The 24,677-nt window shown below is 57.7% G+C and carries 19 protein-coding genes; 9 read left to right on the top strand and 10 right to left on the bottom strand.

Translation table 11 applies throughout. The features are described from left to right. Position 1: 1 nt before the first annotated feature. Together BKP64_RS16310 and BKP64_RS16305 are read right to left on the bottom strand one after the other, a co-directional pair. Entirely contained in the window at positions 2 to 2,083 is a 2,082-nt protein-coding gene (locus tag BKP64_RS16310; protein ID WP_070972524.1) for a TRAP transporter large permease subunit, read from the bottom strand. Positions 2,084 to 2,090: 7 nt separating this feature from the next. Then, positions 2,091 to 3,155 carry a hypothetical protein gene (locus tag BKP64_RS16305; RefSeq protein ID WP_070972521.1) on the bottom strand — a complete coding sequence of 355 codons (1,065 nt, stop codon included), beginning with the start codon at positions 3,153 to 3,155 and terminating at the stop codon, positions 2,091 to 2,093. A gap of 208 nt (positions 3,156 to 3,363) precedes the next feature. Here BKP64_RS16305 and BKP64_RS16300 point away from each other — a divergent pair, with 208 nt between their 5' ends. Next, complete coding sequence (locus BKP64_RS16300) at positions 3,364 to 3,717, top strand: HU family DNA-binding protein (RefSeq protein ID WP_257785941.1); 354 nt, start codon at positions 3,364 to 3,366, stop codon at positions 3,715 to 3,717. A 52-nt stretch (positions 3,718 to 3,769) separates the two neighbouring features. On the opposite strand, the gene BKP64_RS16295 is transcribed toward BKP64_RS16300, so the two are convergent. The 8 genes from BKP64_RS16295 to gshB all read right to left on the bottom strand — a co-directional run bounded on the left by BKP64_RS16295 (position 3,770) and on the right by gshB (position 10,786). Then, positions 3,770 to 4,795: a putative solute-binding protein gene (locus BKP64_RS16295; RefSeq protein WP_070972517.1), complete on the bottom strand. Its 1,026-nt coding sequence runs from the start codon at positions 4,793 to 4,795 to the stop codon at positions 3,770 to 3,772. Between the two features lie 214 nt (positions 4,796 to 5,009). After that, entirely contained in the window at positions 5,010 to 6,317 is a 1,308-nt protein-coding gene (locus tag BKP64_RS16290) for a dihydroorotase (RefSeq protein WP_070972515.1), read from the bottom strand. Then, a complete protein-coding gene (locus BKP64_RS16285; RefSeq protein WP_070972513.1) occupies positions 6,314 to 7,327 on the bottom strand; it encodes an aspartate carbamoyltransferase catalytic subunit in 1,014 nt (337 codons plus the stop codon). The genes BKP64_RS16290 and BKP64_RS16285 overlap by 4 nt, the downstream gene beginning before the upstream one ends. A 50-nt stretch (positions 7,328 to 7,377) precedes the next feature. Next, entirely contained in the window at positions 7,378 to 7,887 is a 510-nt protein-coding gene (gene pyrR / locus BKP64_RS16280; protein ID WP_070972511.1) for a bifunctional pyr operon transcriptional regulator/uracil phosphoribosyltransferase PyrR, read from the bottom strand. 32 nt (positions 7,888 to 7,919) lie between these two features. Then, positions 7,920 to 8,363 carry a Holliday junction resolvase RuvX gene (gene ruvX, locus BKP64_RS16275; protein WP_070972509.1) on the bottom strand — a complete coding sequence of 148 codons (444 nt, stop codon included), beginning with the start codon at positions 8,361 to 8,363 and terminating at the stop codon, positions 7,920 to 7,922. Further along, positions 8,356 to 8,922, bottom strand: coding sequence for a YqgE/AlgH family protein (locus BKP64_RS16270; RefSeq protein WP_070972507.1), 567 nt, complete (start codon positions 8,920 to 8,922; stop codon positions 8,356 to 8,358). Before BKP64_RS16270 ends, ruvX begins: the two co-directional genes overlap by 8 nt. Beyond that, positions 8,919 to 9,785: an energy transducer TonB gene (locus BKP64_RS16265; protein ID WP_070972505.1), complete on the bottom strand. Its 867-nt coding sequence runs from the start codon at positions 9,783 to 9,785 to the stop codon at positions 8,919 to 8,921. The genes BKP64_RS16270 and BKP64_RS16265 overlap by 4 nt, the downstream gene beginning before the upstream one ends. A gap of 38 nt (positions 9,786 to 9,823) precedes the next feature. Continuing rightward, positions 9,824 to 10,786, bottom strand: a complete 963-nt coding sequence (gshB, locus tag BKP64_RS16260) for a glutathione synthase (protein ID WP_083329245.1) — start codon at positions 10,784 to 10,786, stop codon at positions 9,824 to 9,826. A gap of 296 nt (positions 10,787 to 11,082) precedes the next feature. Between gshB and pilG the strand changes: the two genes are divergently transcribed. The 8 genes from pilG (at position 11,083) to BKP64_RS16220 (ending at position 24,615) form a co-directional block, all read left to right on the top strand. Then, a complete protein-coding gene (gene pilG / locus BKP64_RS16255) occupies positions 11,083 to 11,475 on the top strand; it encodes a twitching motility response regulator PilG (RefSeq protein WP_008175635.1) in 393 nt (130 codons plus the stop codon). A gap of 32 nt (positions 11,476 to 11,507) precedes the next feature. Next, a complete protein-coding gene (gene pilH / locus BKP64_RS16250; RefSeq protein ID WP_070972503.1) occupies positions 11,508 to 11,870 on the top strand; it encodes a twitching motility response regulator PilH in 363 nt (120 codons plus the stop codon). A gap of 20 nt (positions 11,871 to 11,890) precedes the next feature. Continuing rightward, positions 11,891 to 12,436, top strand: coding sequence for a chemotaxis protein CheW (locus BKP64_RS16245; RefSeq protein WP_070972502.1), 546 nt, complete (start codon positions 11,891 to 11,893; stop codon positions 12,434 to 12,436). Between the two features lie 92 nt (positions 12,437 to 12,528). Further along, positions 12,529 to 14,604: a methyl-accepting chemotaxis protein gene (locus BKP64_RS16240; protein WP_070972500.1), complete on the top strand. Its 2,076-nt coding sequence runs from the start codon at positions 12,529 to 12,531 to the stop codon at positions 14,602 to 14,604. Between the two features lie 27 nt (positions 14,605 to 14,631). Further along, positions 14,632 to 15,531, top strand: a complete 900-nt coding sequence (locus BKP64_RS16235) for a CheR family methyltransferase (protein ID WP_070972497.1) — start codon at positions 14,632 to 14,634, stop codon at positions 15,529 to 15,531. An 11-nt stretch (positions 15,532 to 15,542) separates the two neighbouring features. After that, complete coding sequence (locus BKP64_RS16230; protein ID WP_070972495.1) at positions 15,543 to 23,090, top strand: Hpt domain-containing protein; 7,548 nt, start codon at positions 15,543 to 15,545, stop codon at positions 23,088 to 23,090. Beyond that, complete coding sequence (locus BKP64_RS16225; protein ID WP_070972494.1) at positions 23,090 to 24,142, top strand: chemotaxis protein CheB; 1,053 nt, start codon at positions 23,090 to 23,092, stop codon at positions 24,140 to 24,142. Before BKP64_RS16230 ends, BKP64_RS16225 begins: the two co-directional genes overlap by 1 nt. A gap of 11 nt (positions 24,143 to 24,153) precedes the next feature. Continuing rightward, positions 24,154 to 24,615 (top strand): chemotaxis protein CheW, encoded by a 462-nt coding sequence (locus BKP64_RS16220; RefSeq protein WP_070972492.1) that lies wholly within the window; start codon positions 24,154 to 24,156, stop codon positions 24,613 to 24,615. The last annotated feature ends 62 nt before the right edge of the window (positions 24,616 to 24,677 follow it).

Here is a 24,677-nt window from a genome sequence, read left to right as displayed (position 1 = left end):
ATCAGGCGTAGAACATCAGTGGGACGAAGGCCACCAACAACAACGAGATCCCCATAGCAATGAGCGGCATGATGATACGTTCATGACGTTGGTAAAAAGTCCCGTTTTGCTCATCGGCCGCCGCAAATTCCGCTTCGCCAACCACCTGTCGGGTTAAAAGGTGGTTCAACGCCACCGGCGGGCTCAGGTAACCCAGCTCGAAGGCCACCAACGTAACCATCCAGAAATGAACAGGATGGATGCCACTGGCGTATGCAATGGTCGCCACCGTTGCAGTCACCAGGATGACCGCACCGAAAGCGTCCATAATCATACCCAGTATCACCAGGATCACCACCATCAGCAGCATAGCCGACCAGGCGCTGTCGAAGGCCTGAGGAAAACTCTGCATAAGGTGGGAGCGCTCAATAACGCCACCAATACTGACCGACAGGCCAAGTAGCAAAAGCAACGCGCCGATCTCTGCCGTGGTGTCATTGGTGGCGCCCCGCAAACTGCGCTCAAGGCCCTGGTGGTTGAGTTCGCCGGTGGCCCTGCCTTTCCTGGTTTTCAAGCCCACATGCTCGTACAGCAGGATGGCCAGCATGATTACCGGCAGCAATCGTGGCGCCGAGAATTCATCCATGTGGACGTCCAGTGCAAAGCGGTACAGCAGGACCACAATAGCAATGACAACGACATAGGGTATCAGCGGCTTGAAGGACTGGATCATGACCGGAAAGGCTTCAGAAGCAGGCGCCAGATTGAACTTGCTCTCGCGGTTCACTGTGAGCGCCACCAGGGTGAACATGGTGGCGGTCAGGACAAACACCCAGATCCCCCAACCAAAGAGCTCATCCGTCGTCACTTCCCGGTTGAGGTATGCGATAACAACTACCAGCAGGCACGGTCGCATTACCACACCAAGAGAACCGGACATGGCGGTGGCTGCCAAGGCCAGCTGTCGGCGGGCCCCGGCAGCACGTAGCTCACTGTAGATAACCGCGCCCGCGGCAATCACGAAAATACCGGAGGCACCGGTGTAGGCAGTGGGCACTGCGGCAACCAGAACAGCGACGACGGCGAGTAGCTCCGGGGGCATTCTCCAGGGCCGGAAAACGTTGAATACCAGAGAAGCCAGGCGGGTCTGTTTGAGCATCATACCCACCCAGACATAGAGCCCCACATTCAGGAACATGTCTGCCAGCTCCATCATCTTGCCGAGATAGATCCCGATCCCTGAAGAGTGGCCAATGAAGAAGAAGTATGTTCCTGAAATAAGGCACATTACGGTGTACAGGGGCACGGCAAGGAATGCCTTGTTCGGGCTACCCCCCTCCTTCAGGCCATCCGGCACCTGGAACAGTCGATAAAGGCTGGCAAGGGTGAGGCAGGCAAAGCCGATAATCCAGAAATTGTGCAGCAGCAGCTCTTCCGCTGAAACCGTGGTCTCAGCCCCAAGGCTGGACTGGCGAAAAATCAAGCTGGAACCGAGCAGCATGGCGTTGGCGATGGTCTGCAAGGTATGTGAAACGGCGTAGTCCAGGCGGGTTTCCATGGCCCGCATGGCTATGTGGTGCCGGGTCAACGTGGCAGTCACAGCGCACAGCATAACCAGAATGACCAGAATATAACGCTGGGAGGAAAGACCAAAAGCAATCAGGTCAGCAACGAAGAGCTCCACCGCACGGTAGACTTTCACACCCGGAGTGAGCTGATCCTTGAGACTTTCATAGCTCTGATGGGCGGCCCTGCAGTCAGCCACCGCGCGCTCGATCGACAGCCGGACATCTGCCGGGTTCTTTTCCTCGGCTCCCAGCAAGCCCGCCATGGGGTCATCTGTCGGGGTTTCTTCCGCAAGTTCAGCGGCAACGGCGGCCTCTATGTCCCGGTTCGCGTTACAGGTCGGTGCGACCGGATCCATTCGGAGCTTGTAATAACCGCTCCAGAGCTGTTCACCACCACGCAGCATCTGGTTATGGATGTCACTGCTGGTGGAAAAAATGACGACAGCCAGCAACAGCAAACAGGCGGGCAAAGAGGAAAACCACTCCAGCCCGCTACGATGAAAACCAACCCTCGAAAGCGCTACATTCTGAGACATGGAATTGTTACAACAAATCGTCTAGGTTCATGGTTTCGACCTCTTCCTGCTGGTCATCCCAGAAGGTGCCGAGCTGCCCCAGAGGCGTACGGTGGCCGGTATTTTCCACCCAAAGGCGATCCGAGATCGCGACCATCATGTTAGTGGCCATGGCATCCACAAAACGCCATTCCTCGTCGGCCGGCTTTTCGTCCAGAGACTGCGCATGCTCGCGGATAACGTCTTTGACCATGTCCTGATCGCCCTTGTTGATGGCGGCAATGGCATGAAACACATGTGGTAGACGTACACCCGCTTCCTCACCCTGCTTGTCGGCGATCTCCAGGCGCTCAAACGCATTCTCGCCCTGTGGTTGTGCCCCGGGAATCATGGCCCAGACGGTCGCACGGAGTGCCATAGGGGCGCCCCACCACTTGTCGTTCTCAAGGCAACTGGTGGCCCGGGCGACAATAGAGCCGATGTTGGCCGGCACGCCAATAGAAGATGTGGACTGGATCTGGGCGTTCAGCGCCTGCAGGCCCGAGAGCAGACCGGCCATATAGATGAACTCGTCCATGTCATCGTCAAAGCCCGGGCATTCACCGTTCCCAGGCTCGCCATAAAACGCGTTGTGATGTTTCCAGGCCTTGAAGTAACGCGCTGACGCCAGCATGTACGCCCGTTTCTGGCGAATCATGGCGTCTTCAGCCTCATTGGCGTTCAGCGCATTCATGGCAGCAAGGCCGGCAAGCTCATGCTCGCGAGCCTCCTCCTCGGCACAGCCACCAGCAGAGAGATACAGCATGACGGCCAGCTGGTCAGGCTCGGAGGTTACCCGACCAAACGACATCAGCAGCGGAGCGGTAGCTTCGCTCATGGCACAACCCATAGCCAAATCGCCGCTTTTCATCAGGTAGGGCACAGTATGGTCTCGGGAGAAACCCTGCATCACATCACCGGTGGTCTTGTAGATCATCTGGTTCATCACACCACAGCCACTGAGAACCAGACTCGCGACAAGCACCGCGACATAGGCTTTCAGAGCGGACAAGTCGCGGGCGCAATCCAGTGAGGAAATTCGAAAATGTGCCATTACGTCTTCACCTTTTGCTTTTATTCTCGTGCTCGCTGAATTTGTTTGGCGGCCCCTCGTCTGACAAAGGAGCGCTTTGTTACAGACTGTAACCAGCGACACATTATGGCGTACAAGATCCTGTTTTTATGAGACCGACACCGCAAATGGCGCCAATGACCCCATACCCCAACCGCCACGCGGTTTGCACATTCGGCCACAAACCACTATAGATTGGTGCAACCGCCAGTCCTTCGGACTACGCGGACAGCACTCAGACCAAAAAACAGAAACAAAAAAGGATAAAACGATGCGCAAACCTGAACTCGCTGCAGCTATTGCCGACCGGACCGGCCTGACCAGGGAGAAAGCCAGTGAAGTCATCACGGCGGTCACCGATCAGATTTCTGCAGCCGCAGCGCGCGGCGAAGATGTAACCTTGATTGGTTTTGGGACCTTCAACATCCGAAATCGCGAAGCCCGGGATGGCAGAAATCCGCAAACCGGCGCTGCCATTCGCATCCCTGCCAGCAAGACCGTCGGATTCAAGGCCGGCAAGGCCCTGAAAGAGCAAATCACCTGAAACGAAAAGGCCCGCCTGATCGGCGGGCCAAGTCACACTTCCGACGCTCGGTTCAGGAGGCACACTCCGAACGCGCGCCATCCACACGACACCGAATAGCCTTCATCAGCCTGATAGCTCGCTCGTCGTAAACGCCATCCTCCAGAAGTGAAAGCCGCACCTTCCGCAGCATTTTGTCGTACTCCGCGGTGTCCTCCCGAGGCAAAGTCATCCAGACATCCTTCGGAATCTCCGCTTCGGCCTCGGCGATAATCTCGTAGGCTTCGTTGATGCGTTTGATGGACTCATCCCGGACCATCTGGCCCGCTTCATCAGGAAAACGGTCGCGATGAATGATGACCTGGAAATTCATATAACCCAGCGCATATTTAACAACCGCGCCGTTGGGCTGAACGCCCTTATAGAGTTCCAGCGGGGTATAGGCGACAGCAGGCGCATAGGCCAGGTCCACACTGCCATTGTTAAACTTGCCGGCAAAGTTGGCCGAATTGGACCCCACAACTGAGGCCCCCACATGGCGCACCATGCGAACCGATGCTTCATCGTAATCGAGCGTAGCTATGCGTTTGCCCTGAAGCTTCTCGACAGAGTCGATACGTCGGTCACGAGTGTGTAAGTAAATGGCCCCGCCCGGAAAAACGCCAGCCACTTCATAAGGGCCGTCAATCAGGAACGGCCGGGCCTTCGGCTGACTGAGCGTATTGTAGAGAAGGCGCATTTCGTGTTCGCCGGGCACTGCGCCCATGGCCTCGAGAGTTCCGGTAAACTTGTTGAACTCGCGTGCCCGGGTGCCGGTGAGCAAAACCGCATCGCACTGGCCGGCCTTGAAGTCCTCAGCCGCCACCTTTTCATCGGTATAGGCACTCAGATTGAGCTTGATACCCTGTTTCAGGGCTACCGGCTGGAATGTTTTGGTGATGGCAAACAACGGGCCGTTGGCCCCAACCGGATCGAACACGCAAAAGCTTCTTTCAAGTGGTTCGCTCTTCGCTTGAGCGTGGCTCAGGGAAGGTACTAGCAGACTGGCACACAGGGTGGCAGTCAAGGCCACCCGTTGCGGGAAGGTTGTTGATTTCACGGGATGACTCCTGATTTTTTTATTGTCGGGCGCCGATACGTCCATATGTACCGGTGGTGCCGCCCTTTCCTTGGCCGACCAAAGGCCGGCAGCTGCAAGAATACGTTGGCACCCGTGCCTGTCATCAAGAGTTTTTCAGCAAGGCGGTAGGATTCTGTGATGGGGTCGACAGAGGTTGTACAACCTCTGCCGCATTTCAGGCTCACCCGGCAAATTAGCCCGCTACTGGTTGCCAGGCGATCCGGCCTGCTGCGACCGTGAGGCGCACAACCCCAGGCAACTCCCGCCCCGTGATCGGGGCATGGCGCCCGGCAGAGACCAGAGTATCCTTTCCCGGAGTCCAGTATTCCTCGGGATCGAACACACAAAGGTCGGCTATTTCACCCTCCGCCAGCGACGCCTTCCGGCCAATGGCCGCAGCCGGTCCGGCAGTCAGTGCCCGCACAAGTTCCGGCAGGGTCATCTCGTTCAATTCCACCAGTTCAAGACCGAGGGACAACACGCTCTCTACACTCGACAAGCCAGGCTCGGTAGCGGCCAGGGGCGCCTGTTTGGCCGCAGAATCGTGAGGCTGGTGCTGGCTGACGATGGCATCAATCGTTCCCGCACGAACACCTGCAATCAAGGCCTTGCGATCCGCTTCCCTGCGCAGGGGCGGACGAACGTGGAAGCGGCTATCAAAGCCAGCCAGCGCGCTTTCGGTGAAAATCAGCTGATGCATGGCCACATCGGCCGTCACCGCAACCCCTCGCCGGCGGGCTTCGGCAAGCATGTCCACGCTGCGGGCGCAGGAAAGCTGACTGAGGTGCAGTCGCACACCGGTTTCCTCTGCCAGCAGAATCATTTCCATAACTGCGGCCGTTTCCGCGACTTCCGGAATACCCAGCAGGCCGAGACGGGACGTTACCAGACCATCGTGGGCATAGCCGTCAGCAGCCAGGGCCTGGTTTTCCGGGCTGAACATCACGGTCAGCCCGAACGTCTGGGCATAGGCCATACAACGGCGCAGGATGCGGGCGTTACGGACCCCTTTGGAACCGTTGCCTACCGCCACACATCCGGCTGCAGCCAGACCAGCCATGTCACTAAGAAGGTCCCCTTCCAGACCGCGGGTTACCGCGCCCACGGGCAGCACGTGAATGGGTGAGCGAGTTGCCGCAACATCCCGAATCAGATGGGTGACAGCACCGGAATCGTTCACCGGCGAGGTCTCCGGGGACGCACATACTGTTGTGAAGCCGCCATGGGCTGCTGCGCGGGTTTCCGAGGAGATATTGCCCTTCTGGCCGTTACCAGGCTCACGCAGGTTGCAGCACAGATCGACGAATCCCGGCGTGATCACACAGCCTTCCGCATTCACGGTTTCAGTGGCAGTCGCCCTTTTGGCGGTGTCCCCCGAGGCGGCGATCCTGCCATCGAGAATCAGCAGTGCGATGTTGTCCGATTCAGCGCCTGTCCCATCGATCAGGCGCCCACCGACAATCTTCAGACTGCCTCCGCTGGTTGCTTCTACCAAACTCATGCCCGGGCCCTCTCACTTTGTTTCTTCTGACGCTCTGCAACCTGGCCGCCCATCGCCATGGACATAACCGCCATCCGGATCGCAATGCCGTTCGTCACCTGATTCAGGATTACCGAGTGGGGTCCGTCCGCAACCGCCGATTCGATTTCCACGCCCCGGTTAATCGGCCCGGGGTGCATCACAATGCACTTGGGATGGGCCAGCGCCAGCTTTTCCTGGCTCAACCCGTACAAGCGATAGAACTCCCGTTCACTGGGCAGCAGCGCGCCCTCCATCCGCTCTTTTTGCAGCCGCAGCATGATAACCACATCCAGATCCTTCATGCCTTTCGCCATGTCGTATTCAACGCTGCAGCCCAGGCTTTCCACGTCCTTCGGCAACAAGGTACCGGGCGCGATCACCCGGACTTCGGCGGCACCCAGTTCGTTCAAGGCGCGGATTTGCGAGCGCGCGACGCGGGAGTGCAATACATCCCCGACAATGGCAACTTTCAGGCCGTCAAAAGTTCCTTTGTGCTGCCGGATAGTGAGCATGTCCAGCATCGCCTGGGTTGGATGCGCATGACGGCCGTCCCCGGCGTTGATAATGGCTACTCCAGGGGTCACGCTTTCGGCAATGAAATGCGGTGCGCCGCTCTGGGAATGGCGAACAACAAACATGTCGCTGGCCATGGCTTCGAGGTTCAGCAAGGTATCAGAGAGCGATTCGCCCTTTGAGGTAGCCGAGGTGCTGATATCGAGATTGAGTACGTCTGCCGACAGGCGCTTGGCCGCCAGCTCAAAAGTGCTTCGGGTTCGGGTGCTCGATTCGAAGAACAGGTTGACCACGGTCCGCCCCCGAAGCAGCGGCACCTTCTTGATGGTACGTTCACCAACTTCTATAAACGAATCGGCCGTGTCCAGAATATCGGTCAGCAATTCGCGGTCAAGGCCATCCAGGGTCAGGAAATGACGCAACTGACCGTCCCGGGTCAGCTGCAAGTGGTGCGGGGAAGGGTCGTTTGCGGTCATGAGTCGCCTGTTCGCTGTTCTGCGGTGTGAGTGGCCCGAGGTCTTGCTTCTTACTGCCCTGTTTCCAGAAGCTCTATGCGCAAGGGATCAGGGCCACGCAATTTTACGCGCTGGTGTGATTCCAGCGAAAGCGCCCTGCCTACAGCATCTGGCTGGACGGGAAGCTCCCGGGCGCCGAGGTCAATCAGCGTGGCCAATATGATACTGGCAGGGCGTCCATAATCGAAAATTTCGTTCATGGCGGCACGGATAGTCCGGCCGCTCATGATCACATCATCAATGAGAATGATGTCCCGGCCTTCGGTATCAAACGGCAGGCTGGAAGGTTTAACTTTTGGGTTCAGGCCAATGCGGCTGAAATCATCCCGGTAAAACGAAATGTCCAGTTCGCCGCAGGGTTCTTCCATCCCCAGACGTTTCCCGAGCGCATCCGCCAGCCAGACGCCACCGGTCCGGATACCGATCAGGGCCGGAGATTCCACGCCCCGCTCTTCGAGCACATGGCGCAAAGCCGTTTCGAGTTCATCCAGCAGCTGGTTGATATCAAGCTGTGCGGTCATTTCATCCCCATTGCTTTAAGGGCCGGCATCCATTAGTTGCCGGCGCGATTATCCTGCAGTCCAAACCAGGTTTCCAGAATCAATACAGCGGCCCGGTCATCCACACCGTTTCGACCGAAGTCCCGGTTGCCGCCCGCAGCCATAACCTCCCCCTTGGCTTCGAAGCTGGTCAGGCGTTCGTCCACCATCTCAACGGGCACATGATAGCGGCCATGGAGACGCTTCCCGAATTTGCGTGCGCGGGCGCACATCTCATTCTCGGTATCGTCCATATTGAGCGGCAAACCCACCACCACAAGGTTCGGACGCCACTCTTCCAGCAGTTTCTCAATCTGGCTCCAGTCGGGGACGCCATCACGTGCCGGAATCATCGCCACGGGCTGCCCAGTGCCGAGAACTTCCTGGCCCGAGGCCACACCGATACGGCGAGTCCCGAAATCAAAAGCCATTACCCGACGATGTCCTTCTTCAGGCATGACCGATGGACTCGCTGAGCTGGTTCAGATCAATTCCGATCAGTTCAAGCACCGCTTTGTAACGGTCTTTCCAGGGGGTACGAAACAGAATGTCTGTGTTGGCGGGACAGGTCAGCCAGGAGTTGCTACCCAGCTCTTCTTCAAGCTGGCCTTCGCCCCACCCTGAATAGCCAAGCGCCACGAGGAACTCGTCGGGGCCATCGCCACGACCAATTCCCGCCAGCACATCCCGAGAGGTGGTGAGCATGATGTCGTCGTCCACTTTCGCGGTGCTCTGCCAGCTGGTGCCGGATGGGTGCAGGACAAAACCCCGCTCAGGCTCGACCGGACCGCCGCTGAACACGGGCAGATCCAGCTCGCCTCCGTGCATATCCAGCTGCTCAAGGATCTCGCCCAGGTGGATATCCAGAGGGTGGTTCACCATTAACCCCAGTGCGCCGTCGTCAGAGTGCTCACACAGATAAATGACAGCACCATGAAAACGTGGATCAGCAAGGTACGGAGAAGCCACCAGAAAATGATGCCTGAGACTATGAGGAGAGTGTTTAGATGCTGTCATCCCGATGTCAGCCCCCGTTGCTGGAAAGACCAGGTTCGTATGATTTCCAGTTCATCAACCTCCTTCCTCATACCATCCGGGAAAGGAGCAAACGGTGACGCCATTCTGACAATACGGATCGCTGCGTCATCCAGCACCGTGCTGCCGGATGACTGCAGAATGGCCACTTCCTTGATTGTGCCATCTTTCTTCAGAGAAACCAGCATTCGTAACGTTCCATAGATGCCCGCACGCCGGGCCTCCGTGGGATAGTTAATGTTGCCGACCCGCGTCACCTTGCTGATCCAGTTCTGCACATACCAGGCGTTGGTTGATTTCAGGGTAGAAGCAGCTGTCACCCGCATAACCCGGGGTTTACGGGCATAGGCCCTTTGCTGGGCGTCAAAACGTGCTTCCAGACTGGCAATTTCCAGGCTCCGTTCCATCAGGCTTTTCTTTTCCCGGACGGGGAGGGGCTCTTCAACCGGTTCGGTGCGCTTCTCCGGCGCCTGAACTTTCCGGCTGGATGCACTCTCAGTCTTCACAACTTGCTGTTCCTGGCGAGGCTGAGGCTTCGTTTGTGCCGGAGGTTCCGGCTGCACCTCGGCCACTTCCGCCTGACTGACCTCCGCTGGCTGTGGAGTGGTCATTTCCCGGGCCTCTTCCTCTGAGCCGCTGCCCTGCTGGCTGGTCTGAGCCAGAAAGTCCGCTTTTTCAGGCGCTTTCTCGTCGTCAAACTGGGACAGGGTTATTTCCATCGTCTGCGCCGAAGAACGCGGCGGCTCAGGGGCGAAGGTAATCCCCAGCACGACGATGGCGTGCACCGCCAGCGCCATGAAAAGGGTGAAGGAAAACCGGTCGAAGTCGCTTACCTGAACTGCCATTCCTGATCCTGGTTAAATCGTTAGCCCTGCCATGACCTTTATGCCTGATGGCTCACGCCGAGACGCTTTGCAATGGCATCCATAAGCATGCCGCTAATGTCGATACCGAAAGCCGAGTCGAGTTCGCGGATACAGGTTGGACTGGTCACATTTATCTCTGTGAGGTACTCCCCGATCACATCCAGGCCGACAAAAATGAGGCCTTTTTCCTTGATGGCCGGAGCAACACGTTCGCAGATCTCACGGTCACGAGCAGTGAGTTCACGCCCTTCTCCACGACCGCCAGCCGCCAGATTGCCGCGATTCTCGCCCTGGGACGGAATCCGTGCAAGAGAATAAGGCACCGGCTCGCCCTCAATCAGGAGGATGCGCTTATCACCGTCGGAGATTTCGGGAATGTATTTCTGGGCCATCGCCTGGTGTGTGCCATAGTTGGTCAGGGTCTCAATGATGACGCCCAGATTGAAGTCGTTCTCCTTGATCCTGAAGATGGAATGCCCGCCCATACCGTCCACCGGCTTCATGATAACGTCGCCATGTTCGGCGTAGAACTTCCGGAAACGGGTTGCGGAACGACTCACCAACAGGGGCGGAGTCAGGTCCTCGAACTGGGTGGCGAACAACTTTTCGTTGCAGTCCCTGAGGGTCGCAGCCGGATTCACCACCAGAGCGCCTTGCTGCTCAGCCGCCTCCAGGATATAGGTCGCCATCAGGAACTCCCGGTCAACCGGGGGATCCTTGCGCATGAGAATAACATCCAGATCGCCCAGCGCCCGGTCCTGGCTCGGGCCAAAGCTGTACCAGTTTTCAGGATCCAAATGCACGGTCAGGTCACGGGTGTGCGCCATGGCCTTGCCACCATCCAGATACATATCCGGCAGTTCCATGTATTCGATTTCCCAGCCACGCTTTTGCGCCGCCAGCAACATCGCCAGTGAACTGTCTTTCTTGAAATGGATATCCTCAATTGGATCCATCACGATCCCGAGTCGGACTGTCATAGTGTCTCTTGAGCTCCGAGGTTAAAAACACGAACCGGTCTGCAGAGCGGACCGGGCGATAAGTGCTATGCTGAGACGTCAGATGGTATTGTACCCGAGCCACGAATGCATCCGCAGAAATCCTCAGCCGATTACGTGACGTTGCAGGCGAAAGTACATTTGGTCACAAAGTAATACTTTTTATCCAGCCATTGATAATCTATAAATGAGCGGGGTTTATAGAAGAACCTTAAGGTTTGTGTTAAAAACCTTCGTTTGAAAATAATGACAGTCGCTGAGCGCAAGGCAGTTGGACAATGGATGACAACTTCGAGAACTTGAAGATCATGGTGATCGACGACAGCAAAACGATCCGTCGCACCGCAGAAACCCTTCTGAAAAAGGTCGGCTGTGAGGTCATCACCGCAACTGACGGCTTTGACGCTCTGGCAAAAATTGCCGATTCCCAACCGGACATCATTTTTGTAGATATCATGATGCCCCGCCTGGACGGCTACCAGACCTGCGCACTTATCAAGAACAATTCCTCTTTCAAAAAGACGCCGGTTATCATGCTCTCCAGCAAAGACGGACTGTTTGACAAGGCCAAGGGACGTATCGTCGGCTCGGACCAGTATCTGACCAAACCGTTCAGCAAGGATGAGCTGCTCAACACTATCCGCCAGTATGTCCCCCAGGCGGAACAGTAAACCTGCTGAAACCAAGAACCATCGAGGAAACCATGGCTCGCATTCTTATTGTTGATGACTCCCCCACCGAGGTGAAAAAGATTTCCACCCTGTTGGAAAAACACCAGCACGAAGTCCTGACCGCCGACAATGGCGCGGACGGTGTTGCCAAGGCCCGTGCCGAAACGCCGGACCTGGTTCTGATGGATGTTGTGATGCCGGGCCTTAACGGCTTCCAGGCCACCCGCCAACTGACCCGCGCTCCTGAGACCGCGTCCATCCCGGTGGTTATCGTAACCACCAAGGATCAGGAAACTGACCGAGTCTGGGGCACCCGTCAGGGCGCCAAAGGTTATCTGGTCAAGCCGGTTAACGAAGACGATCTGATCAAAACAATCAACAGTCTGATTGCCTGATCCCTAACCGTGGAGTAAGCATGTCCGCCCAGGCCGCCCCTTTTGCCGTTCTGACGGATATCGCCCAGCGCAGCCGGTCCATGGCAGCCGGCCTGCCAGAACAACAGGAGGCCGTTGAACTCTGGAACGGCATCGGTTTTGTTCTCGCAGGTGAGCGTTACGTGGCGCCTATGGGCGAAGTCACTGAAATCCTCCATGTTCCCCGGTTCACCCATATACCGGGCGTTCGCCCGTTTCTTCTGGGTGCCGCCAACGTCCGTGGTCGTCTCCTCCCTCTGGTAGATCTAGCCGGCTTCTTCGACATCCCGCGCTCCTCACGCAGCATGCGTGAACGCCGCGTGCTGGTGGTCGAACAGGGAGACATTTTCAGCGGACTGGTCGTGGACAGCGTACTGGGCATGCAGTACTTCGCATCAGACAGTTTCAAGGACGCACCGGAAGGTGTACCTGAAAACGTTCAACCGTTTGTCACAGGCGGCTACGAACGTAACGAGGAAGTCTGGAAAGTATTTTCCGCCGTCGATCTGCTCGACGACGAACGCTTTCTTGACGTCGCACAGTGGTAAGGGTGGTGACAATGGCAGGAACATCACCCTGACCGCCTTATACCCGCTACAACAAACTTGCCAATCTTTATGAAGAGGCCGGGAGCCAGAAAATGAAAAACAGAGCCGGAAGACTCGGTATGGGACAGGGAGGCAACAAGCTGGTTGCCGGCCTGATCGCCGCACTGATTGCACTCACCGTCCTGCTCGTTGTGGTCCTGTTTATTATCAACAGGGACAGCCAGAACGACCAGGAGTACATTGCCAACACCGCTGAGCTGAGGGTTCTTTCGCAAGCCATTGCGAAGAACGCGACCGAAGCTGCGGGCGGCACCGCCGAGGCCTTCAACCAGCTCCGGCGCTCACGGGACGAGTTCCAGACGCTCTGGAGCAATGTAACTGAAGGCAACCCGGAAACCGGCCTCCCGCCCAGCGAACTGGCGAAACAGAGTGGCGTTCAGGAGAACTGGAACACCTTGCGTGAAAACGCCGACAGCATCCTCTCTACCCAGGATGCGGTGTTAGGCCTGCACGAAGTCGCCCGGACCCTGAACGAAACCATTCCGCAGCTGCAGGTGGAATACGACGACATCGTACAGATCCTGCTCGACAATGGCGCACCGGCTGAGCAGATTGCCCTGGCACAGCGCCAGTCATTGCTTGCAGAGCGGATTGTTCGCTCGGTCAACAACGTACTTTCCGGTGACGAAGATGCCGTTATCGCCGCCGACCGGTTCGGTCGGGATGCCAGCCTTTTCGGGCGCGTACTCGAAGGCCAGTTGAACGGCAACGCTGCCATGGGCATTTCCAAGGTAAACGATGAAGACGCGATTTACGGCCTTGAAGCCGTTGATGAGCTGTTCGAGTTTGTTTCCCAGAACGTAGACGCGATCCTTGAAGCCTCTCCCGACCTCTTCAAGGTGCGTACTGCTGCCAGTGACATCTTCCGGAATTCCGAAATCCTGCTCTCTGAGCTGTCTGTACTTGCAGACAGGTTCCGGAATCAGTCTGGTTCCGGCCTGATCAGTCCGACCCTGGCCTTCATCATTCTGGCAGCCATGGTTGGCATCGTCGTGATCATTGGTTTTGCTCTCTACCGCGAAGCCCAGGCTCGCCTGGCGACAACCCAGGAGCAGAACGAGCAAAACCAGAACGCGATCCTGCGACTGCTGGACGAACTCGCCGACCTGGCGGATGGTGACTTGACCACAGAGGCCACGGTAACCGAGGACTTCACCGGTGCTATCGCGGACTCCATCAACTACGCGATCGACCAGATGCGCGGACTGGTACAGGCGATTCGTGGAACCGCCGTACGGGTTGCTTCGGCGGCCCAGGAAACCCAGGCGACTGCGATGCATCTGGCCGACGCTTCCGAGCACCAGGCCCAGGAAATTGCCGGTGCTTCTGCCGCGGTGAACGAGATGGCGGTGTCCATCGACCAGGTATCCTCGAACGCCGCCGAATCCTCTGCGGTTGCGGAGCGGTCGGTTGCGATCGCGAAGAAAGGCGCGGAAGTGGTACAGAACACCATCCGCGGCATGGACAATATCCGTGAACAGATCCAGGAAACCTCCAAACGGATCAAGCGTCTGGGTGAGTCTTCCCAGGAAATCGGTGACATCGTATCCCTGATCAACGACATTGCCGACCAGACCAACATCCTGTCTTTGAACGCAGCGATCCAGGCCTCCATGGCCGGTGACGCGGGTCGAGGCTTTGCGGTAGTTGCGGACGAAGTCCAGCGACTGGCGGAACGTTCCTCCGCGGCAACCAAGCAGATTGAAGCACTGGTTAAGACGATCCAGTCGGATACCAACGAAGCCGTTATTTCCATGGAACACACCACCGCCGAGGTGGTCCGTGGTGCCCGCCTGGCACAGGACGCGGGTATCGCCCTCGAGGAAATCGAGAACGTATCCATGTCTCTGGCGGAATTGATCCAGAACATCTCCAACGCCGCACGTCAGCAGTCGTCTTCTGCGGCGCACATTTCCAACACCATGAACGTTATCCAGGAAATCACCTCCCAGACTTCCTCCGGTACCAACGCGACTGCGAAGTCTATCGGTAACCTGGCAGAAATGGCGTCCGAGCTGCGGTCCTCCGTTGCCGGCTTCACACTGCCGGAAGAGGATATGGCCGATCAGGAAGAAGAGGAAGACAGCGACGTCCCGGTGGTGGGCTGATTTCTGTTCCAGGGCTGTTGACGGTTTATGGCGCAAATGCATAACACCCTGTCGCCTGCCGATGGCATCTGGTCGCTGCGCCGACTCCCAGACATGGACGAGGCGCAGTTCAGCCAGTGGCAGACCTTGTTGGAGCACCGCACCGGTATAACACTGTCTGCGGAGCGCCGATCCTTTCTGGAGACCAACCTTGGTATCCGGATGCGGGAAATAGGGTGCGGCAGCTACCAGGCCTATTACGAAAAAATCGTATCCGGGCCTGATGCGATCAGGGAGTGGTCAACGCTGGTGGACCGGCTAACGGTCCAGGAAACGCGGTTCTTCCGGGACCCGGATGCTTTCCGGTTGGTGTCGGACTATGTCATGACACGGCCAAGGGAGCTTCTGAAGAAGCGACCCCTCGAGGCCTGGAGCGTCGGTTGTTCCACTGGAGAGGAGCCATACACGTTGGCCATGGTGCTGAATGAATGCATGGGTCAGCTCGCATTACAGCCGCTGTTCGGTGTGACCGGCTCTGACATTAGCAAGCCTGTGATCGAGAAGGCTCGAAACGGCCAGTTCAACCCCCGCAAACTGCTGGGCATGGACGAAGACATGAAATCCCGGTACTTCCGCCCGGCCGAGCGGAATACCGTAGAAATAGTGCAAAGCATCCGGGACAGGGTGTGCTTTACCAGACTGAATGTACTGGACCTTGATAAAGCACCCATGCACGGAATGAACATTATCTTCTGCCAGAATCTGCTGATTTATTTCCGCCGCTGGCGCCGGCGGGAAATTGTCAAGCGACTTGCAGAGCGGCTGGCGCCCGGGGGGTTGCTGGTGCTGGGCCAGGGAGAGCTGACCGACTGGCAGCCTCCAGGCCTGCAGAGGGTACCCTCGGAACATGTACTGGCGTGGATCAAGCGCCAGACTGACGAAGAATAACCGGAGAGGTTATGGGCAATCACCATGACAGCATCGCCCTCGACTGGGTTCGGGGCGAGATACAGGACACGCTGACCCAAGGTCAGCATGCACTGGAAGCGTATGTCGAAAATCGTGACGACACCGCGCGCCTGCGCTTCTGCCTGAATTATCTCCATCAGGTGCATGGCACCCTGCAGATGGTTGAACTCTATGGTGCAGCATTGCTCACCGAAGAGATGGAGAAGCTCACCCAGGCCATACTGAACGACGACGCAGTCAATGTTGACGAGGCCGTCGAAGTCCTCATGCAGGCAATTCTTCAGTTGCCTCAGTACCTGGAACACCTGGCCAGCAGCCAGGACGATTTCCCTATGGTGCTGCTGCCTCTATTGAATGATTTGCGTGCAGCACGTGGCGACTCTCTGCTCTCAGATACCTCACTGTTCAAGCCTGACCTCAGCCCTTCCCGAATCAACGTCAGCGCCAAGGTTTCGCAGCGTCTCCAGGACCCCAAGGTCCTTGGCCATATCCGGAAACTCCGCCAGATGTACCAGTACGCTCTTGCCGGCGTGGTGCGCGAGGCAGATCTGGACGCCCATTTCGACTACATGCAGAAGGTAATTCAGCGGTTGATGCGCCTGTGCCAGCAAACACCACGGGGTGAACTCTGGAAATCTGCCAGCGCTTTCGTTGAGACCCTGCAGGCTCATGTCAATCCGGTAAATGCTGCCGTCAAATCCCTGCTGCGCGAACTGGACAGCGAAATCCGGCGCTTGGCCGACGAGCACGCAGATATCCTGCAACAGCCGGCACCCGAAGCCCTGCTGAAGCATCTGCTCTACTACGTTGCCCGCGCGCGGGATCTTGGCTCGCCCCAGGTTAAAACCCTCCGTGACGCATACCAGCTGAATCAGGCGCTGCCGTCCGAAGACGATGTGGATGCCGCCCGCAGCCGGGTTTCAGGTCCCGGACGCGAAGCCATTCACTCCGTTGTGAGCGCCCTGAATGAAGAACTGGCCAAGCTGAAAGACCAGCTGGACCTTTTTGTCCGGTCGGAACTGCGCCAGAACAGTGAACTCGAAGATTTGCTTCCCGGTCTGCAACAGGTCGCCAACACACTGGCGGTACTTGGCCTGGGAATTCCCCGCAAGGTGGTTACTGAACAAATTGAGCTGGTTGAAAAACTGAGTAATCAGAGCGAGCTGGTTGATGACGGCACCCTGATGGATATTGCCGGTGCGCTGCTCTACGTTGAAGCCAGTTTGGCAGGCCTTGACAGCGACAGGCAACGGGAAGCCAGCGAAGACGAGAGCGATCAGCGGATCAATCTCGGCTCCCGCGAGCTGGGAGAGGCCAGTGGCGCGCTACTCAGAGAGTCCAGAAACACCCTCGAGCAGGTAAAATCCGCCATTGTGAATTTTATCGCCTCGCAATGGGATACCCGTGAAATTGAGCATGTCCCCGGGTTACTGCACAGCATTCGTGGCGGTCTGAGTCTGGTCCCACTGGACCGTGTAGCCGACATGCTGGCGGCCTCGGAGCGCTACGTTACCGACGTTCTCCTGGGCGGCAAACAGGTGCCTGACTGGAAGCAGCTCGATACCCTGGCCGATGCAGTGACCAGTATCGAGTATTACCTGGAGCGACTTGCCGAGGGCATTGGCGAGAATGACAGTGTGCTTCGGGTAGCCGAAGACAGCCTGGCCGCCCTTGGTTTCCCAGTTGGCGCTGAACCGACCTGGACCGAAGCCACGGCGGAACAAGATATTCCGGTCGTTCAAACACAGGTTGCTGAGACTCCGTCTGGGGCGGCAACAGAAGATGATTCCACGGGCTCAGACGAAGAGCTCCTGGATGACGAGATCCTCGGCATATTTGTGGAAGAAGCCGAGGAAGTGCTCGAAACCATTCACGAATTCTACCCGCGTCTCCGACAGAACCACGAAGACCGCGAAGCGCTGACGGAAGTTCGCCGGGCATTCCATACGCTCAAGGGCAGCGGGCGCCTCGTTGGGGCAACAAGTCTGGGTGAGCTGGCCTGGTCGGTAGAAAACCTGCTGAACCGTGTCATCGATCAAACCATCAAACCCAATGATGACCTGTTCTCGCTCATCGATGAGGTTAATGCCCGAATTCCCGCATTGATTCAGGAGTTCCGGGATGGCATTGCCACGGGCGACGTTGACGCGCTGATTCAGCGTGCCGAAGCCATGGCCACCACCCGCCGGACTGACGACGACTCAGTACATTCCGGGAGCGAGACGACAGACGAGCCAGAGGTTGCCACAACTCCGACATCAGAACCGGTGCCGGCGGAAACCTCCAATGAGGAGGCAGCAAGCGCTGCTGCAGGATCAGCGGACGACGATGACCTCATCGATGACGAGATCCTTGAAATATTCATCGAAGAAGCCGGTGAGGTACTCGAAACCATTCGGGAATACCTGCCAATGCTTCTTCGCCAGCACGATGACCGAAGCGCCCTGTCGGAAGTCCGTCGCGCCTTCCATACTCTGAAGGGCAGTGGCCGAATGGTTGGCGCGCTGGCAGTCGGCGAGCTCGCCTGGTCCGTTGAGAACATGCTGAATCGCGTCATAGACGGCAGCATCTTCATGAATGACGACATCGCAGCCCTGCTGGAGAGCGTAACCGGTGCGTTACCAACACTGGTCGAAGACTTTGAAAAACGGCGGGGCCCTAGCATCGATACGGGTAACCTCGAGGCCCGGGCCAATGCCCTGGCCAACGGTGAAATCCCGGATACAAGCACAATGCCGGATGCGGAATCGGACGGAGCCATCCAGGCCGACGCACCTGCTGCCATGGCCGACATTGAGAATGTAGATGCAGATGAACCCGGAGTAGATCCGGTACTGCTCGATATCTTTGAAAGCGAGACCGAGACCCATCTGCAAACGCTTAAGGACTATCTGGCCGCCGCCGGTAACAAGACGTCGCTCTCCTACACCGATGATTTGTCCCGCGCCCTACATACGCTCAAAGGCAGTGCCCACACCGCAGGTATCGCTCCTATTGCAGCGGTAATTGCGCCTCTGGAAAGGTTCATCAAGGAGTCCCGGGCCCAGAACAAACGGGCCGACCGCGAGGTTCTGTCCCTCATTGAATCCGCCTGCGAGTTTCTGGCTCAGGGGCTGTCCCAGCTCCGACAAAGTCCGCAGGCTTCTCTGCCGGGCACGGACGCCTACCTTGAGAAACTGGAGCGGATCTCCAACGAAACTCTGAGAAGTCACAGTGAAGTCGTCAGCGACAAGTCAGAAAGCCAGTCGCAGCCACAACTGGTGCAGCTGTTCCTGAACGAAGGTCTGGATATTGTCCTTGATGCCGATCGCATCCTGGACCACTGGTCTGCACATCCGGAAGAAACCGATGCTCTCAACCAGTTGCGTGCCGAACTGGGACAATTAACCGAGGGTGCTGCAGATGCCGGATTATCCGATATAGCCGCACTGTCCGGGGCACTGACGGATGTCTACGACACCAGTGCAGCCCACAGTGAGGCACCGGACCGAGATTTCTTCGAGACCGTACGTGCTGCCCACGAACAATTGATTAACATGATGGATCAGGTCGCGGCCGGCCTTGCGACGGAATCCAGCGACGAGCTTCTGGCCCGGCTGGAAGTCCTGACACAAACCCATGGCCAAGCCACAGAAGATGCTCCCGAACCGGATGAATTCGAGCAGGAATTCACCAGTGACCTGGAAGAGATTGATCTTAGCTTTGACATGGAAGACGTCGAGACTCCCCAGGTGCCGGAGGAAGTTTCGGAACAGCCGCCGCGCCCGGAGCTCACCGAATCCGATGATGAAATGGATCAGGAACTGGCGGAAATTTTTCTGGAGGAAGCCCGGGACCTGATCGACAGCACCGCAGAAGCGCTGCAGAGCTGGAGTGAGAGTACTCACAACCTTGATATCCTCCGCCTTCTGCAACGTGACCTCCATACACTGAAGGGCGGTGCCCGGCTCGCAGATATCCCGGCTGTTGGTGACCTCTCCCACGAGCTGGAAAACCTGTTTGAAGGCCTGACCGAACAGCGACTGTCCATCAATAACGAACTGTCAGACCTGCTGTTCCGGTCCCATGACCGTCTCGCGGGAATGGTAGAGGCTCTGGAAGAGAAGGAAACGCCTCGCCCGGCACCGGATCTTATCGGAGAAATCCGCGCCTACATGGACACCGCTAACGGCTCCCGACCCGTCACCGACGTCAGTCCGGCCGAAGAGGCCGGGGCCGATGACGAAGTGGCTGCAGTAGCGGAGCCTGAGGAAACGTCAACAGAGGATGGCGTGGCCGAAGCAGCTGAGGAGCACGCGGCTACCGATCTATCGCACCTGGACCCGGAACTGGTCGGCATTTTCCTCGAAGAAGCCTATGACCTGATCAATTCCACCGGTAGTGCACTCCATACCTGGAGCGAAGACCCATCGAACCGTGCGGTCGCTGCAGAGCTACAACGCGACGTGCATACCCTTAAGGGTGGCGCTCGTATGGCGGGTGTTGAGGCGATTGGTGATCTGACGCACGTATTGGAAGACCTGTTCGAGAAAGTCGCCGAGGGTCAACTGGATGCCAGCGACGCCATGAATGACCTATTGTTCGCCTGCCATGACCGGCTTGCGCAAATGGTTGAACAGGCTGCGACTCAAAAACCCTGCCCGCCCGCTACCGAACTGGTTACTCAGGTTCAGGCCATTCTTCGCGGGGAAGCTCCCGCGTCCCGGGCCCCGGAAAACGAGGTCGAGCCACCAGAGCCTGACATTGAAGAATCATCCCCGATTGAGTCCCTGGCAGAAGCCAGTGACGACGACCTGACGGGCATTTTCCTTGACGAAGGCATGGAGATTCACAGCGCCATTGGTGAATGTCTGGCGCAATGGCGTGAAGAACCGGAAGAGCTAACCGGTGTCACCCAGCTTCAGCAGGAACTGCATACTCTCAAGGGTGGCGCGCGCCTGTCGGACGTTGACACCATTGCTGACCTGGCCGAGGCCTGGTCAGACGCTCTTGACCCGCTTATTGCCGGCTCGAATAACCAGCCCGCACTGCTTGAACTCAGTGAGAAGGCTCTGGGCTCGCTCAAGCTTATGCTCACGAGCCTGGAAGAGGGCCGCAAACCGAATGCCGACGACGACCTGGTAGAGGCACTGAAAGCGGCTCACGAGATGGCCGCTGACGACACTCAGGCAAAACCGGCAGAGACCGAAAGCGCCCCGGCCGAAGAAGTAGATCCGGAAGTTCTCGAAATCTTCCTGGAAGAAGCCGGAGAGATTCTGGACCAGCTCGAACAGATGCTTGATGACTGGCGCAAGGAGCCAGCCAACCATACGTTCAATCAGGAAGCTCAGCGTGCTCTGCATACTCTTAAAGGTGGTGCGCGCCTGTCACAGCTGACGCAACTGGGCGACAAGGCTCACGCGTTCGAAACCCGCCTGATTGATCTTGGCGGCAATGCTCCGGACGAAAGCCAGTGGCAAGCAATTACCGAAGACCACGACGCCATTATTGCAATGGTCGCCGAGATCCGGAAACGCTTTGAATCGGGCGCCGTATCACCAGAACCCGCGAAGGCGCCGGAGCCAGAATCCAAGCCCGAACAAAAGGCAGCACCCGGGCCAGCGCCAGCAGAGCCCACGCCGGAAAAACCGACTGAGCCCGCAGCCAAGCCCGTTAAGGCACAGGCCAAAGCCCGCAACCGAGCCGCCGAGGTTCAGCGCGCAGCCCAGGAAACCATCCGGGTATCGGCGCCGCTGCTTGACGAGATGGTTAACCTGGCCGGTGAAACCAGTATTACCCGTGGCCGCCTGGAACAGCAGACCAGTGACTTTGGCCACACCCTGGACGAAATGGCGGCCACCATCGAGCGTCTGCGTGAACAGCTGCGCCGGATGGAAATTGAAACCGAGGCGCAGATTCTGTTCAGCGCCGAAAAGGAGCACGGCCCCGACTACGGCGAGGACTTCGACCCTCTGGAAATGGACCGTTATTCGTCCATCCAGCAGTTGTCACGAGCTTTGACCGAATCATCCTCCGACCTTGCGGATCTGCGTGAGACCCTGTCCGATCGGGTACGGGACACGGAAACCCTGCTGGTCCAGCAGTCCCGTATCAACACGGAACTGCAGGAAGGTCTCATGAAGACCCGGATGATTCCGTTCGCCTCCATGGTGCCGCGTCTACGCCGAATCGTACGACAAATCAGCGGCGAGCTCGGCAAGAAGGTCGACTTCGACGTTCGCAACGCCGAGGGCGAAATGGATCGCAACATCCTGGAGAGGATGATTGCCCCGCTTGAACACATGCTTCGTAACGCGCTTGATCACGGCATCGAAGCGCCTGGCGACCGGAAGAACGCCGGCAAGCCCGAAACCGGTGAGGTCACCCTGTCCCTGACCCGCGAAGGCGGTGATGTGGTACTTCGCATGATGGACGATGGCGCCGGCATTCCTTCTTCGGTAATCCGTGATAAAGCTATCCGACAGGGCATGATGCGCGAGGACGAGGATCTTTCTGACCGGGAAGTGCTGCAGTTCATCCTTCAGCCCGGGTTCTCCACCGCCCAGCAGGTCACCCAGATTTCCGGGCGTGGCGTCGGTATGGACGTGGTAGCCAGCGAGATCAAACAGCTCGGAGGCAGTCTCGACATCGATTCCGCCGTCGGCCGTGGCACGACCTTCACGGTTCGCCTGCCGTTCACGGTGTCCGTCAACCGCGCGTTGATGGTATCGACCGGCGAAGACTTTTATGCGATCCCGCTCAACACCATTGAAGGCATCGTTCGCGTCAGCACTTACGAGCTGGAAGAATACTATAAGCCGGAAGCGCCAATGTACGAGTACGCCGGCCAAGAGTATCGCCTGCAGTACCTTGGCAGCTTGCTGAACAGCGACCATCAGCCCAAGCTCCAGGGCCAGGCCCTTCCACTGCCGGTCATTCTGGTGCGGGGTGCGGAGCAGCCAATGGCGCTGCAGGTAGACAACCTGATGGGTAGCCGGGAAATTGTGGTCAAATCTCTCGGTCCGCAGTTCGGCACCGTCCGGGGCGTATCCGGCGCAACCATTCTCGGTGATGGTAACGTGGTGGTGATTCTCGACCTGCCAGCGATGATCCGTTCCGATATTCTGTCCGAGCGCCAACGCCTCGCCAGCCTTGAGAAAGCGCGCGAAGCGGCACGCTATGAGGAGCGGGTCACCACAGTCATGGTGGTGGATGACTCGGTTACCGTGCGGAAGGTTACATCCCGTCTGCTTGAGCGGAATGGTATGGAAGTCATCACGGCCAAAGATGGCCTGGATGCCGTGGCCCAGCTGCAGGATCATCAGCCTGACATCATCCTGCTGGATATCGAGATGCCTCGAATGGACGGCTTTGAGGTGGCCAGCTTTGTCCGCCATGACGACAATCTGCGGGAGACACCCATCTGCATGATTACGTCCCGTACCGGAGAAAAGCACAGGGAGCGTGCCATGGCCATCGGCGTCAATGAGTATCTCGGCAAGCCGTTCCAGGAAACCGAGCTGCTTGAGACCATTAAACGGCTAACTGGTAACCAGTGATGGCCGGCCACAGTGGCCGGCCCAGAGTCGGGATCGTCTCGGATGTCGTTTTGCAGCGCCATCGTCTGCAAGAGGCAACAGCGAAGTTCGGCCTCGAGGTGTGTTTTTCCGGTGATCCCGAACGCCTTCTGGGCTACCCGGGATTTCCCGACGCTGCTTTGTGGCTGGTTACCCTGGCAGACGAAGCCGACCACCCGGCCCTGTTTGATCACTTATTGGAAAACACCGATACGCCAGTCCTGTTTGGACTCGATCAGGCCCCCAAACCCGGCGGTACCGACTATTTCCGGTGGGAGCGTCGACTGCTGGGCAAGCTTGAACAACAGCTCGGCCACCTTGAGGAACTGGACTCCGAATCCAGTCTTGAGGCCCTTGAGGCGCAGCCTCCCTCCGAGCCGGTCAGCGCGACCTTACCGCACTGGATCCCCCCCGCAGCACCTAACTCGGTGGCCGAGGAAATCTGGATTCTCGGTGCCTCACTTGGTGGGCCTGCCGCAGTCAAAACGTTTCTCGATAATCTACCGCCAGCGCTGCCGGTAGGTTTTATCTACGCCCAACATATTGACGGCAATTTCACCGACGCACTGACGCGGGTACTTGGACGTCACGCACATTACCAGCTGAAAACTGCAGAGGAAGGCAAGCGCGTGCATAACGGAGATGTTGTGCTGATGCCGGTGGAACACGAGTGGAAAATCGACAAGACCGGGGAGCTGAGCAAGCTCAACAGTGCCTGGCCAGGCCCCTACGGCCCCTCGATTGATCAGGTATTGCTGAATGTTGCAGACCATTTCGGTCCACGATGCCATGCTATCCTGTTTTCCGGCATGGGCAACGACGGCGCCATCGCTGCACCCCTGCTAAAGGCGTATGGAAGCAAGATCTGGGTTCAGGAAAGTAACAGCTGTGGCAACAGCTCCATGCCGGATTCCGTGGCCGCTACCGGTTGCTCCACTTTCTGTGGCACCCCGGAAGAACTGGCCCGGGAGCTGGTCAAAACCATTGAAGAAGCCTGTCTGCTGAAAGGCCGGCAAAAACGGGATTCCGCCTGAGGACACAAGCCATGAACGACAACAGTCAGACCCTCTCCTGCGTTATGATTCCCATGAGTGGGCGTCAACTGTTACTGCCAAACGTCACTATCGCCGAGGTGGTGGATTACGCCAGCACGGATGCGGGAAGAAACGCGCCTGATTGGCTGGTGGGTTATCTGGACTGGCGGGGACTGAACTTGCCCGTCATCTCTTACGATTCCGCCAACGGCGGGACGATGATCGTTCCGGGCGATAACCGCGGCCGAATTGTGGTTCTTAACACCGTCGGTGAACATCATCAGGAGGTTCCGTTCGTTGCCCTGATTACCCAAGGCATTCCGAGCCAGGCACGCCTTACTGAAGATCAGATACGAAAACTGGATGGCGAGGCCGGTCCCGCTGACCTGATGCAGGTTGAAGTGGACGGCGAACAGGCCTGGATTCCGAATCTGGAGTACATCGAATCCCTGGCCAGACAATCCCTTCTCTGAATGCCCACCCCCGTAGCAGGGATTCTTGCAAATGTTATAATGTTACAAATTTTGCAGGATCC

Origin of the sequence: Marinobacter salinus, from assembly GCF_001854125.1 — a bacterium.
GTDB classification, from domain to species: domain Bacteria; phylum Pseudomonadota; class Gammaproteobacteria; order Pseudomonadales; family Oleiphilaceae; genus Marinobacter; species Marinobacter salinus.
The sequence above is the reverse complement of the archived record's forward strand: the minus strand, read 5'-3'. Positions and strand labels throughout refer to the sequence as shown.

Bases quoted from the DNA above. Each gene is read 5' to 3' on its own strand.
- BKP64_RS16310 (WP_070972524.1), bottom strand. From the start codon at position 2,083: ATGTCTCAGAATGTAGCGCTTTCGAGGGTTGGTTTTCATCGTAGCGGG.
- BKP64_RS16265 (WP_070972505.1), bottom strand. From the start codon at position 9,785: ATGGCAGTTCAGGTAAGCGACTTCGACCGGTTTTCCTTCACCCTTTTC.
- BKP64_RS16230 (WP_070972495.1), top strand. From the start codon at position 15,543: ATGGGCAATCACCATGACAGCATCGCCCTCGACTGGGTTCGGGGCGAG.
- BKP64_RS16285 (WP_070972513.1), bottom strand. From the start codon at position 7,327: ATGACCGCAAACGACCCTTCCCCGCACCACTTGCAGCTGACCCGGGAC.
- gshB (WP_083329245.1), bottom strand. From the start codon at position 10,786: ATGACAGTCCGACTCGGGATCGTGATGGATCCAATTGAGGATATCCAT.
- BKP64_RS16235 (WP_070972497.1), top strand. From the start codon at position 14,632: ATGGCGCAAATGCATAACACCCTGTCGCCTGCCGATGGCATCTGGTCG.
- BKP64_RS16270 (WP_070972507.1), bottom strand. From the start codon at position 8,922: ATGACAGCATCTAAACACTCTCCTCATAGTCTCAGGCATCATTTTCTG.
- pyrR (WP_070972511.1), bottom strand. From the start codon at position 7,887: ATGACCGCACAGCTTGATATCAACCAGCTGCTGGATGAACTCGAAACG.
- pilG (WP_008175635.1), top strand. From the start codon at position 11,083: ATGGATGACAACTTCGAGAACTTGAAGATCATGGTGATCGACGACAGC.
- pilH (WP_070972503.1), top strand. From the start codon at position 11,508: ATGGCTCGCATTCTTATTGTTGATGACTCCCCCACCGAGGTGAAAAAG.
- BKP64_RS16225 (WP_070972494.1), top strand. From the start codon at position 23,090: ATGGCCGGCCACAGTGGCCGGCCCAGAGTCGGGATCGTCTCGGATGTC.
- BKP64_RS16290 (WP_070972515.1), bottom strand. From the start codon at position 6,317: ATGAGTTTGGTAGAAGCAACCAGCGGAGGCAGTCTGAAGATTGTCGGT.
- ruvX (WP_070972509.1), bottom strand. From the start codon at position 8,363: ATGCCTGAAGAAGGACATCGTCGGGTAATGGCTTTTGATTTCGGGACT.
- BKP64_RS16245 (WP_070972502.1), top strand. From the start codon at position 11,891: ATGTCCGCCCAGGCCGCCCCTTTTGCCGTTCTGACGGATATCGCCCAG.
- BKP64_RS16305 (WP_070972521.1), bottom strand. From the start codon at position 3,155: ATGGCACATTTTCGAATTTCCTCACTGGATTGCGCCCGCGACTTGTCC.
- BKP64_RS16220 (WP_070972492.1), top strand. From the start codon at position 24,154: ATGAACGACAACAGTCAGACCCTCTCCTGCGTTATGATTCCCATGAGT.
- BKP64_RS16240 (WP_070972500.1), top strand. From the start codon at position 12,529: ATGAAAAACAGAGCCGGAAGACTCGGTATGGGACAGGGAGGCAACAAG.